The organism is Parabacteroides sp. AF14-59 (assembly GCF_003479515.1).
Taxonomy (GTDB): Bacteria; Bacteroidota; Bacteroidia; order Bacteroidales; family Tannerellaceae; genus Parabacteroides; species Parabacteroides faecis.
In genome coordinates this window covers 38,735-53,258 of sequence record NZ_QUHH01000007.1, presented here as the reverse complement: position 1 = coordinate 53,258, position 14,524 = coordinate 38,735, and the positions used below count along the sequence as shown (strand labels likewise).

Genomic DNA, 14,524 nt, shown 5'->3' with positions numbered 1-14,524 from the left:
CCCTACATTTAATTTACAATGACTTCGATCGGTGTAAGGGTACGTTCCAGACCGTCAGGACCTTTGGCCACCACGCCTCTGATGTAAAAACGCTTGCCTCTTGTCAGACGACGGATCCTGTCCTTCTGACCGTCGGAGAAGCGGGGACCCTGTGATACTTCAGGGATCGCATTTCCCATCGAGTCGAAGAAGATCAATTCGAAACGTAATACATCGAATTTGATATTCAATATGTCGTCGTCGATAGCAGCCTGCAGGACTTCGGTGTCGACCAGGTTACGCTTGGTCATGTTTCCACCGCGGAATTTACGCATGTTGCCATTCTGATCCTTATATTCGATATACGGCATCGGATCGGGCAGGGCACGTACGCGGAACGTATTCTTTGCCATTTCCACACTGCGGCCGTCAGCCATACGGGCACTTACCGATATGACGGCATCGGTTCCAACTTTCGACGGACGGGCTTCCCAGATGTCGCCTTTGCGTGTCAGGGTTCCGTTGGTCATGCTGGCCGTGATGTTTCCGCTCGGTACACCCGGTACGGCGATACGCATATCGTTGGCGATACCGGCATATAATACGTTCATCAGCAACGGTGCTACCGTAGCACTCGGCTCCGTAACGAAGTATTCGCTTTCAAACTCCTGGTGCATCACGCTGCCGTCGTTGTTCGGCATCTCGATATATCCTTTGATGGGATAAGTACCCGGAGCACCGGCAATGGCTGTGAACTGGCCGCGGCTGTCTGCTGGCAATTCCTTACCGTTGACAAACACGGTCGGACGTTTCGTCGAATCGACGGCAGACAGGACGATGTTCGCCTTGTACTGTCCTCCGCGCATAACGATCTGGCTTTCCGGGATGACCTGTGCGGTCATCTGGTTCACACGGTAGTCACCTACGTCGACGCTGTTCAGCAGGTTGTTCAATACTTCTCCTTCTGCATAACGGATATCACTCTGCAACTTGGTCAGCAATGTCACAGCGGCTGCGACCGGCATATTTTCAAACAACGCCTCTTCCCAGGTACGGGTATTGATACCGGCTTTGTGGGGAGGGGTTGTGCTCAGGCTCGCTTCCAGGATGCGGGTCTTGGCGCTATCTTCCACCATTTCGCCCATCATGGTACGGTAAGAGTCGATGGCTTCGCGCAGCTTTTTACCTTCGCCGGTAACCGGGCCGAGCATGATGCGTGAAGCGGCTTCGAGGTCGTCTTTATGTTCGATCTTGTTTACGTTGGCATCTTTACCGTCGGCAATCTCTGCGATACGTTCTTTCAGGTTCTGTACGTAGTTGTACAGGCTGTCGGAGGCATGCTTTACCTGTATACCTTTGTCGTACCATTCTTTTACCTTTTCGGGATTGGACTGGTAGTAGGTATTCAGTTCGCCGGCCACGATATCGTTACGATGCGTAGAATTGTCGATAGAAGTGCGCAAACTGTCTTCCACTAGCTCGAAACCGTCGAGTACCTCCGACGACACATTCAGTGCCATCATGGCGATGAACACCAGATACATCAGGTTGATCATCTTCTGACGGGGCGAGTTGGGATTATTAGCTATTCCGGACATCTTTCTTTTGTTTCGTTTGTTTGTTATCTACCGGCTTGTTGCTGGCCTGGATTATTTGTATACGGAGCCTGCTGCTGATATCCGTACGGTTGCTGGTACGGCTGCTGATAGGCAGTCTGCTGCTGGTAATTAGGCTGCGGCTGCGGAGCCGGTTGCTGGTAGGCTGGGGCTGCACCCATGTTGACCGTCATCGCCTGTAGCAAGCGGCTGTATACCTGGTTCAGTTCGGCCAACTGACGGGTCATCTTTTCCGTTTCGTTGCGGAAAACAGAGCTGTCGGTTACCGAACCGTCGTACATTTCGCGGATGCGGTTCAGGCCGCCGTTGATATGTTCGATCGATTCGATCTGTGAACTGATACTTTTCAATTGTATTTCGTAGATTGTATTCAAGCCTGAAATATTACGGTTCAACATTTCCATCTGCTGCACGTAACCGCGTGAGTTCTGGTTGATACCGTCTGAATTGTCCGTAATGCTCTTATAGGAATTAAGCAGCGTGTCGGATACGTTGGTCAGCGAGTTGGTCACATGGCTGAAACGTTCCATATTTTCCGACATACCCGACAGTTGTTCCAGGTATTTCTGGGTTGCTTCGGTCAGTTCTGCCATCTTTGAGATCTGTTCGGCGGCACCGCTTAGTTTCTTGATGCTTTCGCTTAGGTTTTTTGTATCTTCTTCGCTGACATCGAGGTTACCCAGAACGGATGCTCCGCCCAGGTTGTTTGTAACACCTGCTTTCTTAGCAGCACTGACATTTATATTGATACCTCCTCCGGCATTGTCGTCTTCCATATTTTCCGACGAATTGATCAGGTTAGACATGCCTGTTCCGGCAAAGTCCGGGCGGTCCATCGGATTCTTCGATTTCAGGACGGGGAATACTTCTTCCCAGTGATATTCGTTTGAAGGATGTTCAAAGGCAGAGATAAAGAATACCAATGCTTCCACTGTCATGGCGATGAACAGGATCTGGTTACCGTACGGCAGGTGCAGCAATTTGAACATGGCACCTATAATAACGATAGATGCTCCCCAGCTGTAACAGAAGTTCAGTACTCTCTTTCCCATATCGCTGGAAAGGAACATCTCTATTCTGTTTTTATATCTTCTATATTTTCCCATAATGTTGTATGTTTCTTATATTATTTCTTTCCTTTTGAACGGGAGAAACCGATCTGTGTACGTGCGCAACGGAAACCTATATACGAACGTGTTTCGTTCTGATATTCGAATGTACGCATATCCGAGCGGATGAATTGTGCCACGTCTTTCCATGAACCGCCGCGTACGACTTTTTTCTTCATGGCATACGGGTCTTCTTTCGCTGCGTTGTAGCGCAGATCCGGGTTCATGTCGCTCATTTGGCTCGGTCCTGATTCGGAATACATGGTAGAAGTCCATTCTGCCACGTTACCAGCCATGTCATACAGGCCGAACTGGTTCGGGGCGAAAGAGCCTACACGTGAGGGGATCAGGTGACCGTCTTCCGTATAATTTCCTTTTCCGGGTTTGAAGTTCGCCATGAAACAACCTTTGGCATTCTGCAGTTCGTCGGTCGACCACGGGTATTTGTTCTCGTTCTTTCCGGCACGGGCGGCATATTCCCATTCGCCTTCCGTCGGCAGACGGAACGGTTCGATAGCCTGTCCGGCAGGGAAGTTCAGCGATTGCTTGAACATATCGGTACGCCATACGCAGAATGCGGTAGCCTGTTCCCAGGAAACACCCACGACAGGATAATCGTCATACCCCGGGTGCTGGAAGTACATGCGCATGTATGGCTCGTTGTAAGCATTATTGAAGTCGTTCACCCAGCAGGTTTCATCCGGGTAAATGTTTACGATGCGGGTGTGAAGGAAGTCCCACGGACCGTTCAGCGGGCGGGTCAGGGTTTCGTTGATGATGTTGCCGTCGTCGTCGATATAGGCGGTATCCTTGGAGATCGTGATCACCTCGTTCGGGTTCACCTGGATATCTGTGTTGCGGACACGTTCGCCCGGGTCCAGGCGGTTTTTGCGAAGGGCGGCGCCGGTATAGTCATACCATTCGTATTTGTAGACCATCTGCTTTTCGTCCAGACGTTTCTCGCCGGTGATCGGGTGTACGTAATAAACGCTTTCGATGGCGCGCAGCTCATCCTCGTTCGCCCGTTTCCAGGGGATCGGACGGCTCCAGTCCAGATGCGGGGTGACAGGTTCGCCATACCGGTCTTCGGTAATCTTGAACAGGTCGTTGCCACCGTAAGCCGGGTCTGCCAGGCGTTCGCGGATAATGGAGTCGCGCACCCAGTAAACGAACTGGCGGTATTTGGCGTTGGTTATTTCCGTTTCGTCCATCCAGAAAGCGTCAAACGAAACACCTTTTGTTTCAGGATTGATCCCCCACAAGGAGTCTTTGTCTGCCGGTCCCATCTCGAACGAACCTCTTTTGATCAGAACCATGCCATAAGGTGACGGTTCGTTAAAAGCCACAGATCTTACCCCGGTAACTTCTCCTCCCGCTCCGGAAAGGGATTTACCACATGAGGTAAGCAAGGCTACTGCCATAAGTACTAATAATACTTTTTTCATATACTATAATATACGTACACTTTTATGTCTGTTCTTTCCTGTTTTTGTCTTCTTCAACTTCAACTGGTAGCGCACCAACACTTCGTGGCTACCGGAACTCCCTTTTAACATGGCCGTGGTAGGGAAATCGTAAGCATATCCAACCTGCAATCTGCCGAATGTGGCTCCCAATAATACTACTACCGACTCGTTTATACGCCAGGAAAGACCTCCGTTAAACATTTTATTATAGACCATCCGTGCGGTGATATCCGCCTGGAAGGTTTGCATATCTGTCTTCAAGAAAACAGAAGGCTGTAATTCATACAACGGGTTCCTTAGCTGAATATTGTATCCGCCTGTCAAATTTAATCCCATAGGAATGTAATAATTTGTCGTTTCACCCAATGCCATTTCCGGGGCTGTCAGGTGAGTGGCTCCGAAACCCGCATAGAAATTCTTATGTGTGTAATAGATACCGGCATTTACATCGAGGGCCATCGCTTGTACCGAGGTGCTGGGGAGAGCCGGGTCGGATTCGACAGGGGTATGGTCCGGGCTTTCGGGGATATGTATCTTTGTTCCGTCGAAACCGACGTTGTATATACCTCCCTGCAGTCCGATACTCAATGTTCCTCCGAACAATTTCTGCTTATAGGCGTATTGGAAAGCGACCTTCGTGAATTGGAACAATCCGATGCTCTCCGTGTTGGCAACCAATCCGATACCATTGTTTAAGCTGCCTAGTTTCAGCGGCATATCGGCAATGACAAAGAAGGAGGTACCCGCATTGGGTATGCCTATCCATTGCTGGCGGAAAAGACCGAGCATATTCAGGTCGCCGGTTGTTCCGGCATAGGCGGGGTTGTAATATCCCATTCCCAGGAAGTACTGGCTTAACTGCATATCAGATTGGGCCCGTACGCTCATCGTACAGGTAATCAATGCAATAATAAACAGGAAGACTCTCTTCATTTAACTATAACTAACGAGGTGAAAGATGTTTCACCCCTACAATAACGCGGCAAAAGTATATAAATTGTATTTTCCGCAAAAAAACAAACGAGGCAGGGGACTTCGCAAGCCCACTACCTCGCCTATATTTCAATACTTTGTGTTAAAGCACATCAATATTCCTCTTCGTTGAAGAAGAAGTCTTCTTTACTAGGATAGTCAGGCCAGATATCTTCCATGCATTCGTAAATCTCACCTTCGTCTTCCATCTCCTGCAAATTTTCTATTACTTCTAACGGCGCACCAGAACGTTGTGCATAGTCAATCAATTCATCCTTGGTTGCAGGCCAGGGCGCGTCTTCCAGCTTCGAAGCTAACTCTAATGTCCAATACATAGTTATCTAGTATTAACAACTGCCCGAAGGCAGTCAGGTTCTCAAATTTTCCGCAAAAATAAAACAATATTTCTTAGATGCAAGTATAATCCCAAATAATTTCTTTGCCATTATTTTTTATACATTCCTTCCGGGCCAGAACAAACAGATAATCAGAGAGTCTGTTTACAAAAATAAGTACAGGCTCTTCGACCGGATTTGTTTCGGCCAAACGGTATATCTGGCGTTCCGCGCGACGGCAGACGGTACGGCAGACATGTGCCAGTGAAGCGGAACGGCTGCCACCAGGCAAAATGAAGTTCTTCATCGGAGGCAGTTCGTTGTCGAGACGGTCGATCTCCCGTTCGATGCGTGCGATGCTTTCGGGAGTAACCTTGCTTTCTATTTTCAGTTCGGTCGTCTCCTGGTCGGTTGCCAGGTAAGAACCGATGGTGAACAGTTTATGCTGGATGAAAGAGAGGAAGTCGATATCCGCCTGGTCATCGAGTGCCGTGATAAGCAGGCCGATGAATGAGTTCAGTTCGTCGATCGTTCCGTAACTTTCGATGCGCTGGTGCGCTTTCGATACCCGCTGGCCTCCTACGAGGGAGGTCTTTCCCTTGTCGCCACCACCGGTATAAATAAGGCTTTTTTTCATATACTTCTTTTTTTAATTATCAACACTCTTATTATCTGCTCTCTGCCGTTAGAAGTAGACTATATAGTCTCGCTTGTGCAATTTCTTGTTAAAGAATACGATACCCATCGAATAGAGGTCTATCGTTACCGTCACTTCGGGATGGGCGCATACTTCTTTCCAGAACTCCCTCATCTTACGGCTTGCCTTGATTCCTTCAAAAACAAAGATCGTATCGTTATGGATATGCTTTGTACATTCATTAAACAACCAAACGTTGTTATGTTGTTCATATAATGTATTAAAAAATACAAAATCGACTTTCCCCATGTCTTCCAATGCCTGGGGAAGCAGCTCTTTATATGTTCCCGTACGCAGGTCCACCGGGTTGCGTGCCGCTTTATCGAAAGCGATCCGGGCGATGGAGGCAAACTCCGGGATATTCTCCAGGGCAATACATTTCAGTCCGGGGGCGTAGGAGGTCAGATAAAGGGTGGATAACCCCATCGACGGTCCCAATTGAAGTATGTTTTGCGACTTGAAATAGTTCGCCAGGCGGAAAAGCAAAGCACCGTGTTTGGGTTTGATCGCTTCGCGCTCCACAATCTCTCCGATCGTACGGCGGCGTATCCCTTTCTGCTGTCGGTCCGGATAGGTGATGATATTGTCGCGGAAAAGCAGTTGTTTCCGGATCAGTTCTATATCATAAAAGCTATAATAGGAACAGCGTTCTTCTATCACCTTTGTTATCAGGTTGAAGACGAAAGGCGAATGCACTCCGTAACCGCGGCGGTAACGGATGCCCCGGTATAAAAGTACACTTTTTCGTAAGGTATTAGCTTTGGGAATGATTTGCATTTCTCTTTTCGTATTTGTCACACAAAAGTAAGATATTCTTATTTATTGGCAATAATTAGCATCTACAGATTCATGTCGGAAACAAAATATCTATATATTTGTCGCCGGATTTAGGTTTATTTTGCAGTAATATAAGAGTTTGTGAAGGCAGAAAGAAGAAAGCGTATTTTTCTGGCATGGTTGTTATTCATGGCCATGCTTCCATTCTTTGTCGCGAAGATCACGCACCGGCATGATCCCGACGAGGTGGTTTGCTGTTCTTCCGGCCCGCATGAGACGGATAGCCATTCGCAGAATCCGGATCACTGTCTGCTCTGTAATTTGCTCCTTTCTCCTTTCCTTTCAACCGATTCATTCGATTTACATTTTATATTGACGCTCAATCCCGTTGGGCGGATCGATTACCCGGATGAGAAAGTCTATCTGCTTTCTTACTCACATTACCTGCGTGCGCCGCCTGCCGCCTGATACATATCTTATCCAATTAATTTTTCAAATTAAAACAGATTGTATTTATGCGTATCGGAATGATTCCGGGTATGCTGGTGGTATGCTGTACAGGTACCCTTCATGCCCAAGAACCCGATTCACTCCGCAATGTGTCGCTTTCCGAGATCGTGGTTACTGAAAACTATCAGTATCTGCGGAACAGGAATACGACGCTTCATCTGGATGTGGTAGGGAAAGAATTTCTAAAAGAGCATTTTTCCGGCAATCTGATGCAGACCCTGGAACAACTACCCGGTGTCCATTCCATGGATATAGGTTCCGGCTTTTCCAAGCCGGTGATCCGGGGTATGGGATTCAACAGGGTGTCGGTGACGGAGAACGGAATCAAGCAGGAAGGCCAGCAATGGGGTGCCGACCACGGGCTTGAGATAGATGCTTTTAATGTCGAACAGGTCAATATACGAAAAGGACCGGCTTCGTTGCTTTACGGAAGTGATGCGATGGGCGGTGTGGTGGAGATCACGCAGGCAGCTCCTCCGTTTGACGACCAGGTGTTCGGCGAGGTGAGTTTGCTCGGCAAATCGGTGAACGGTTTGTTCGGCGGCTCTGTGATGCTGGGTGTTAAAAAGGACCGTTGGTTCACGAAGCTGCGCTTTTCGGAGCAGCATTTCGGAGATTACCGGATACCGGCGGATACGATCGTTTACCTGACTCAGAAAATGCCTGTGCATGACCGCAGGCTGAAGAATACGGCGGGGTTCGAACGTAATGCCAGTTTGTTTACCCAATACCGGAAAGGGGCGTATATGAGTGATTATATAGTGAGCAACGCTTATCAGAAGGTCGGATTCTTTCCGGGTGCCCATGGTATCCCCGACCCGTCTCGGGTAGAGGATGACGGGAGTGCACGGAATATCGGGTTGCCTTATAGTACTGTCAATCATTTGAAGGTGACGACCCATCAAGAATATGCCTGGGAGAATATCCTAGCCCAGTGGGACCTGGGGTACCAGAACAATCACCGGGAGGAATGGAGCCTGTTTCATACACATTACGGCTCGCAGCCTGTCCCTGAAACAGACCCGGACAAGGAGCTGGCTTTTGTCCTGAATACCTTTAGTTCGGGTATGAAGGCACGGTTTACCGGGTCTTCTGTCTGGGATCACCGTATGGGGTGGGATGTGCAGTACCAACGGAATACGATTTCCGGTTATTCCTTTCTTTTGCCGGAGTATAGCCGTTTCACGACAGGGATAAGCTGGCTGACGACCTGGAAGCCGGATGAAATGCTGTCTGTCAGCGGAGGTTTACGGTATGACTTCGGTAAAACGGATATCCGTTCGTTTACGGACCCCTATCTGGAAACGTATCTTCGTGAGCAAGGGTATAGCGAAGAGATCGTGGAGAAAAGCAAGACGCGTAGTTATCCGGTCAAACGGGACTTCGGTGATTTCTCCGGGTCGCTGGGGATCGTATGGGCTCCGGCAAAAGCGCATTTACTGAAGGCGAATGTCGGTCACAGTTTCCGGCTGCCGGGTGCGAATGAGTTGGCATCCAACGGGGTACATCATGGTACGTTCCGGCATGAGCAGGGTGATCCTGACCTGGGGTCGGAGCGGGGATGGCAGCTGGATGTTGCCTATTCTTTCTTCGGCACTTTCTTTTCCGTCACGGTATCTCCTTTTGCCAGCTGGTTCAGCAATTATATTTACCTGAAACCGACAGGGGAGTGGTCCGTCCTTCCCCATGCCGGACAGATTTACCGTTATACAGGGGCGGAAGCCTTGTTTGCCGGAGGAGAGATCTCGGCAAAAGTAGATCTTCCCTTGCATTTCAGTTATGAATTGGGAGGTGAATATGTCTATACTTATAACTTGGACGAGCATATACCATTGAGTTTTTCTCCGCCGGGTTCTTTGCGGAATACGCTTTCCTGGGAGAAAAAGCGGATGCGTTTCTATGTGGAACACCAGTATATTGCCGACCAGAACAGGGTTGCCCGGAATGAGGATCCGACACCGGGGGCGCAGTTGTTTCACCTGGGGGCCGGTTTCCGTATCCCCGTCGGCCGGACGGATGTGGAGCTGACACTGTCTGCCCGGAATCTGTTCAATACGAAATATTACAATCATCTGAGTTTTTACAGGAAGGTGGAGATCCCGGAACCGGGACGCAACTTCCAGTTATTAATAAAAATACCATTTAAAAAGTTATTCTAATGAAAACAACGTTTTATTTATCCATAGTTATTGTCCTGATGTCCTCCGTTTTGCTCGTGTCTTGTTCCGATGATGAGAAACAAGGAGATACCACGAAGCCTGTCATCACGCTGAATGCACCGGCAGAAGGTGCTGCCCTGCAGCCGGGCAGCCATATTCATTTCGATATGGATCTGGAGGACGATGTGATGCTGGGCTCTTATAAGGTAGAGATACATAATAACTTCGACGGCCATACCCATACGAAGGCGGAAGCGGGAGAAACGACTCCGTTCGCTTATAACAATTCGTGGGATGTATCGGATAAAAAGAGTACTCATATCCATCATCACGAGATCGAGATACCTGCCGATGCAACCGAAGGTAATTATCATTTCATGGTATATTGTACGGATGCGGCCGGGAACGAGTCGTATGTGGCGAGAAACATTGTGCTGAGTAAAGACGGGGAGACCGGGGAGCATTAATGATTGTTTTTCCGATGGGGCAGACCTCGCGCCTGTCCCATCGTAGCAAATATCTTTTTAATCTACTAAAAACTGGCTTTCTCCGGCTCCGGCGCTACATAGGTCAGTATCTGGCCGCTTAGTTGCAGGAGAGAAATCTCGCATAGCTTGGTAGAGTATTCTGCGATGGATTGCCTTTCTTCTGCTTCCAGCAAACTTATCTGGGCTTCACGCAGTTCGATACCGGATAATTCTCCCAGTTTATAGCGGTCGATCGCGATGCGGTGATTTTCCAGGGCAACGACGACATTGGCTTTTTCCAGGTTCCACAGGCCCAGGTTGTTTTGGTAAGCCATCCACAGGTTACTCATGTCGGCACGCAGGCCCAGTTCGAGTTCCTGTTTCTTCAACTGGCTGTTTTCGATCTGGATACGGGCGTTGCGGCGTTCGCGTCGGCGGTTCAGACCGTCGAACAGATTCAGGCCGACTGTCAGTCCGTAGTTTAGCCCCAGACGTTGCTGCAGGTCGGTTGTGCCGACTTCATACCAGTTAGCGGTGTAACCGTAACCGGCATTTAGTTTTACATACGGGTAGTCACGGCTTTTCACCTTTTTGTAATCCAGTTCGGAGAGTGATTGGTTTTTTTGGGCGATCAACAGAGAGGCGTTCGATGCCAGGGTACTTTGCCAGAGATCTATTTCGTCCAGAAAGATGTTCGGACGTATTACTGAATCTTTCAAGGCGATCTGTTCGTCTATATTATCAAGCGCCATGAGTTCGTTCAGCCGGATACGGGAAGTATGAACTACTTCCAACTGATTCAGAACATTTGAACTGTCGGCATTGAAGTCGACTTGTGCCTGTTGCAGGTCCATACGTGATCCGGAACCGATGTGGTAACGCTCTTCCGCAATACGTACACGCTCACGGGAGAGGTCGAGAGAAGAACGCAGGTTGCGCAATCGGATATGCTGGCGGATCAGGTTGTAATATTCGCCTGAAAGCGTTGCGACAAAATCTTCAATTGTCAGGCGCGTATCCAGCTCACCCATCCGTTTCAATTCTTTAAGACGTGCATATTCAGCCTGGATGCCGAAGCCGTCGAACACGGTCCAGTTCACGTTCAGTCCGATGTCGCCCGTCTCGTTTTTGACACCGTTTTGCTTCTCGGTTGTACCGTCGGCTAATTTGTTACGGTTGTTGTTGACCGAGCCGCTGAATCCGCCACTCATATCTACCGTCGGCAGATAACCGGCATTACCCAGTGTCGTGTTATTGTTACTGATCAGTTGCTCGTTGCGTATGATACGGATGGAATAGTTCCGTTCCAATCCGGTTTCGATGCATTGTTTCAGGCTGTATACTTCCTGTGCCTTGACACTCAGGGTAGCAGAAACAGCCAGTATCATTAATAAGACCTTTTTCATATCTTTTTTGCTCTGTCTGTTGAAATAAAACTATACATGGCCGGAACGATAAACAGGGTAAGGAATGTTGAAACCAACATACCGCCTACTACAGCAATACCCATCGCAATACGTCCCTGTGCACCTTCACCGCTTGCATATACCAGCGGAACCAATCCGAGAATGGTGGATACACTGGTCATCAGGATTGGGCGCAGACGCTGTGTAGAAGCCGAACGGATTGCTTCCGCCATACTCAATCCCGCTTCCTGGCGCTGGTTGGCGAACTCCACGATCAGGATACCGTTCTTCGCCACGAGACCGATCAGCATGATAATACCGATCTGACTGAATATATTCATTGTAATACCTGAGTAGCTCATAAATATCAAAGCTCCGGCAATGGCAAGCGGTACGGTGAACATCACCACAAACGGGTCTTTGAAACTCTCGAACTGGGCGGCAAGTACCAGGTAGATCATTAACAAGGCGAGGATCATGGCGAACATCAGGCTGGAAGAACTTTCGCGGAACTCTTTCGATTCGCCGGAAAGAGCTGTGCGGAAACTTCCGTCCAGCGTCTCGGCCGCGATACGGTCCATTTCGTCCAGACCGTCGCCGATCGTATATCCTTTGTTCAGACCACTGGATACCGTTGCCGAAACAAAACGGTTGTAGCGGTATAACTGGGGCGGTGCCACGTCTTCGAGCAGAGTGACGAGGTTATCCAGCTGGATCATTGAACCGTTGTCGCTTCGCACATAGATCGACTTCAGATCGAGCGGTGTGTTACGTTGCTGGCGGTTGATCTCGCCCAATATCTGATATTGTTTGCCATTCATATAAAAATACCCCATACGCTGTCCACTCAATGCATATTGTAATGTCTGGGCGATATTACGCGTACTGACTCCCAGGGAGGAAGCCTTGTCGCGGTCGATCTCGATGCGTGTTTCCGGCTTGGTGAATTTCAGGTTCACATCCGCCATCTGAAAGACAGGGCTTTCATTTACTTTTTGCATGAATTCAGGCAGGTGTTCCGCCAGCTTTTCCAGGCTGGGCGCCTGTAGCACATATTGCACAGGCATACCTCCGCGTCGTCCGCCGAAAGTAGACTGTTGCTGGACAAAAGCACGTGCCTGCGTTTCTTTTCGTACGGCAGCCGAGAGTTTTTCTGCTATTTCCATCTGTGAACGCTCCCGGTCTTTGATATCCGGAAGGATCACGCTGATATTGGCATTACTACTGGATGCACGGTTTGTCAGGAACTTACGCTCCGGAGCAATCGAGTCGGCAAGTTCTGCAATCCGGTCGGAATAGTCGCGGATAAACTCGAAGGTGGCCCCCTCCTGGGCACGCATATTGATGGAGATGGAAGAGCGGTCTTCCAGCGGTGAAAGTTCAGAACGGATCGTGTTCCAGAAATAGCCGATCGAACCGAACATAATGATCACGATAGGGATAGCCCACCATTTATGGCTCAGGAAATAGTTGAGCGACCAGGCATAAATATTGTTCAACCCTTCGAAGAAAGGCTCGGTTTTTACATACAGCCAGTTCTTCTTTTCCCGCCTGCGAAGTAACTTGGTAGCGAGCATCGGGGTAAAGGTCAGGGCAACAAATGAAGAAATCGTCACGGAGCCGGCGATCACGATACTGAACTCCTTGAACAAACGTCCGGTCATCCCTTCCATAAATACGATCGGGAGGAATACTGAAACCAACGTCACGGTCGTTGAGATTACTGCAAAGAAAATTTCTTTCGAACCTTCTATACCCGCCTCCTTCGGATTCATGCCTTGTTCGATACGGACATAGATGTTTTCCGCCACCACGATTGCGTCGTCCACCACCAGTCCTACCGAGAGTACGACTGCCAGCATGGTCAATACGTTGATGGAAAAACCGGAGATGTACATGACAAAGAAGGCACCGACCAGCGATACGGGGATAACCACGCAGGGAACCAGCGTAACACGCCAGTCGCGCAGGAACAGGAAGATGATCAATACCACGAGTGCCAATGCCACATAGATCGTTTCTTCCACTTCGGCAATGGACGCGCGGATGAAACGGGTGTTATCGTAAATCATTTCGATCGATACATCTTCCGGCAAATCCTTTTTCAACTGTTCGATACGGTTGTAAGCCTCGTCGGCAATCTCGATATGGTTGGCACCCGGCTGGGGCACGATTACACAGATTACCATCGGTTCTCCGTTTTTACGCAGGATACTGCGCAAGTCTTCCGGTGCCAGTTCTGCGCGTCCGACATCTTTGAAGCGGACGATATTGTTGGCATCTTCCTTAACGATCAGGTCATCGAACTCTTTTGCTGTATGCATCAGGCCCAGGGTACGGATAGACAGGTCGATCGTATTCCCTTCGATGCTACCGGAGGGTAATTCCACGTTTTCCGCATCTACTGCGTTTTTTACATCCAAAGGAGTAACACCATAACCAGCCATCTTGATCGGGTCGAGCCACAAGCGCATGGAGTAACGTTTTTGTCCCCATATATCTACACCGCTCACATTCGAGATCGTCTGTAAGCGTTCTTTTACGGTTAGTTCAGCTATTTCACTCAACTCCATCAACGAGCGCCGGTTACTTTGTACACCGATTTGCATGATAGGGGTAGCATCGGCATCCGCTTTTGCTACGGTAGGCGGGTCACAGTCGCGCGGCAAATACCGTTGGGCGCGCGAAACCTTGTCGCGCACGTCATTGGCTGCCGTTTCCATATCCACCGACAGTTCGAACTCTACGGTGATACGGCTGCTACCCTGGCTACTGACACTACTTAGTGAACGGATACCCGGGATACCGTTGATGTTTTGCTCCAGCGGTTCCGTGATCTGGTTCATGATAACTTCGGCATTCGCTCCCGGATAGGACACGTTTACCGAAATAATAGGCTGGTCCACACTGGGGAACTCGCGAACCCCCAGGAACTTGTAGCCGATCATACCGAACAGCAGGATGATAAGCATCATTACCGTCGAAAGAACCGGCCTGTTTATACTGGTTTCCGATATATTTGCCATAGGGG

The 14,524-nt window shown here is 49.1% G+C and carries 12 protein-coding genes; 3 read left to right on the top strand and 9 right to left on the bottom strand.

The window, feature by feature from the left end; all coding sequences use genetic code 11:
• Nucleotides 1-8: 8 nt before the first annotated feature.
• From gldM to DWW23_RS10005, 7 genes are all read right to left on the bottom strand, one after another.
• Nucleotides 9-1,577: a gliding motility protein GldM gene (gene gldM / locus DWW23_RS10035; RefSeq protein ID WP_122353153.1), complete on the bottom strand. Its 1,569-nt coding sequence runs from the start codon at nt 1,575-1,577 to the stop codon at nt 9-11.
• A 23-nt stretch (nt 1,578-1,600) separates the two neighbouring features.
• Nucleotides 1,601-2,701 carry a gliding motility protein GldL gene (gene gldL, locus DWW23_RS10030; RefSeq protein WP_233564298.1) on the bottom strand — a complete coding sequence of 367 codons (1,101 nt, stop codon included), beginning with the start codon at nt 2,699-2,701 and terminating at the stop codon, nt 1,601-1,603.
• A 20-nt stretch (nt 2,702-2,721) separates the two neighbouring features.
• Nucleotides 2,722-4,149, bottom strand: coding sequence for an SUMF1/EgtB/PvdO family nonheme iron enzyme (locus DWW23_RS10025; RefSeq protein WP_122353151.1), 1,428 nt, complete (start codon nt 4,147-4,149; stop codon nt 2,722-2,724).
• A 3-nt stretch (nt 4,150-4,152) separates the two neighbouring features.
• Nucleotides 4,153-5,103, bottom strand: coding sequence for a type IX secretion system membrane protein PorP/SprF (locus tag DWW23_RS10020; protein ID WP_122353150.1), 951 nt, complete (start codon nt 5,101-5,103; stop codon nt 4,153-4,155).
• Between the two features lie 152 nt (nt 5,104-5,255).
• Nucleotides 5,256-5,477, bottom strand: coding sequence for a DUF2795 domain-containing protein (locus tag DWW23_RS10015; RefSeq protein WP_005633363.1), 222 nt, complete (start codon nt 5,475-5,477; stop codon nt 5,256-5,258).
• Between the two features lie 73 nt (nt 5,478-5,550).
• Nucleotides 5,551-6,114, bottom strand: a complete 564-nt coding sequence (locus DWW23_RS10010) for a cob(I)yrinic acid a,c-diamide adenosyltransferase (RefSeq protein ID WP_122353149.1) — start codon at nt 6,112-6,114, stop codon at nt 5,551-5,553.
• A 48-nt stretch (nt 6,115-6,162) separates the two neighbouring features.
• Nucleotides 6,163-6,951, bottom strand: a complete 789-nt coding sequence (locus DWW23_RS10005; RefSeq protein ID WP_122353148.1) for an O-methyltransferase — start codon at nt 6,949-6,951, stop codon at nt 6,163-6,165.
• 141 nt (nt 6,952-7,092) lie between these two features.
• Here DWW23_RS10005 and DWW23_RS26375 point away from each other — a divergent pair, with 141 nt between their 5' ends.
• Genes DWW23_RS26375 through DWW23_RS09995 form a run of 3 tightly spaced genes read left to right on the top strand, consistent with a single transcriptional unit; the run spans nt 7,093 to nt 10,087 of the window.
• Complete coding sequence (locus tag DWW23_RS26375; RefSeq protein ID WP_147382555.1) at nt 7,093-7,419, top strand: hypothetical protein; 327 nt, start codon at nt 7,093-7,095, stop codon at nt 7,417-7,419.
• Nucleotides 7,420-7,466: 47 nt separating this feature from the next.
• Nucleotides 7,467-9,620, top strand: a complete 2,154-nt coding sequence (locus tag DWW23_RS10000) for a TonB-dependent receptor (RefSeq protein WP_122353147.1) — start codon at nt 7,467-7,469, stop codon at nt 9,618-9,620.
• A complete protein-coding gene (locus DWW23_RS09995; protein WP_122353146.1) occupies nt 9,620-10,087 on the top strand; it encodes a DUF4625 domain-containing protein in 468 nt (155 codons plus the stop codon). Before DWW23_RS10000 ends, DWW23_RS09995 begins: the two co-directional genes overlap by 1 nt.
• A 65-nt stretch (nt 10,088-10,152) precedes the next feature.
• On the opposite strand, the gene DWW23_RS09990 is transcribed toward DWW23_RS09995, so the two are convergent.
• Complete coding sequence (locus tag DWW23_RS09990; protein ID WP_122353145.1) at nt 10,153-11,493, bottom strand: TolC family protein; 1,341 nt, start codon at nt 11,491-11,493, stop codon at nt 10,153-10,155.
• Nucleotides 11,490-14,519, bottom strand: a complete 3,030-nt coding sequence (locus DWW23_RS09985) for an efflux RND transporter permease subunit (protein WP_122353144.1) — start codon at nt 14,517-14,519, stop codon at nt 11,490-11,492. Before DWW23_RS09985 ends, DWW23_RS09990 begins: the two co-directional genes overlap by 4 nt.
• Nucleotides 14,520-14,524: the final 5 nt, after the last annotated feature.

Bases quoted from the DNA above. Each gene is read 5' to 3' on its own strand.
- DWW23_RS10015 (WP_005633363.1), bottom strand. From the start codon at position 5,477: ATGTATTGGACATTAGAGTTAGCTTCGAAGCTGGAAGACGCGCCCTGG.
- DWW23_RS10005 (WP_122353148.1), bottom strand. From the start codon at position 6,951: ATGCAAATCATTCCCAAAGCTAATACCTTACGAAAAAGTGTACTTTTA.
- gldM (WP_122353153.1), bottom strand. From the start codon at position 1,577: ATGTCCGGAATAGCTAATAATCCCAACTCGCCCCGTCAGAAGATGATC.
- DWW23_RS10020 (WP_122353150.1), bottom strand. From the start codon at position 5,103: ATGAAGAGAGTCTTCCTGTTTATTATTGCATTGATTACCTGTACGATG.
- DWW23_RS10000 (WP_122353147.1), top strand. From the start codon at position 7,467: ATGCGTATCGGAATGATTCCGGGTATGCTGGTGGTATGCTGTACAGGT.
- DWW23_RS09990 (WP_122353145.1), bottom strand. From the start codon at position 11,493: ATGAAAAAGGTCTTATTAATGATACTGGCTGTTTCTGCTACCCTGAGT.
- DWW23_RS10025 (WP_122353151.1), bottom strand. From the start codon at position 4,149: ATGAAAAAAGTATTATTAGTACTTATGGCAGTAGCCTTGCTTACCTCA.
- DWW23_RS09985 (WP_122353144.1), bottom strand. From the start codon at position 14,519: ATGGCAAATATATCGGAAACCAGTATAAACAGGCCGGTTCTTTCGACG.
- DWW23_RS09995 (WP_122353146.1), top strand. From the start codon at position 9,620: ATGAAAACAACGTTTTATTTATCCATAGTTATTGTCCTGATGTCCTCC.
- DWW23_RS10010 (WP_122353149.1), bottom strand. From the start codon at position 6,114: ATGAAAAAAAGCCTTATTTATACCGGTGGTGGCGACAAGGGAAAGACC.
- gldL (WP_233564298.1), bottom strand. From the start codon at position 2,701: ATGGGAAAATATAGAAGATATAAAAACAGAATAGAGATGTTCCTTTCC.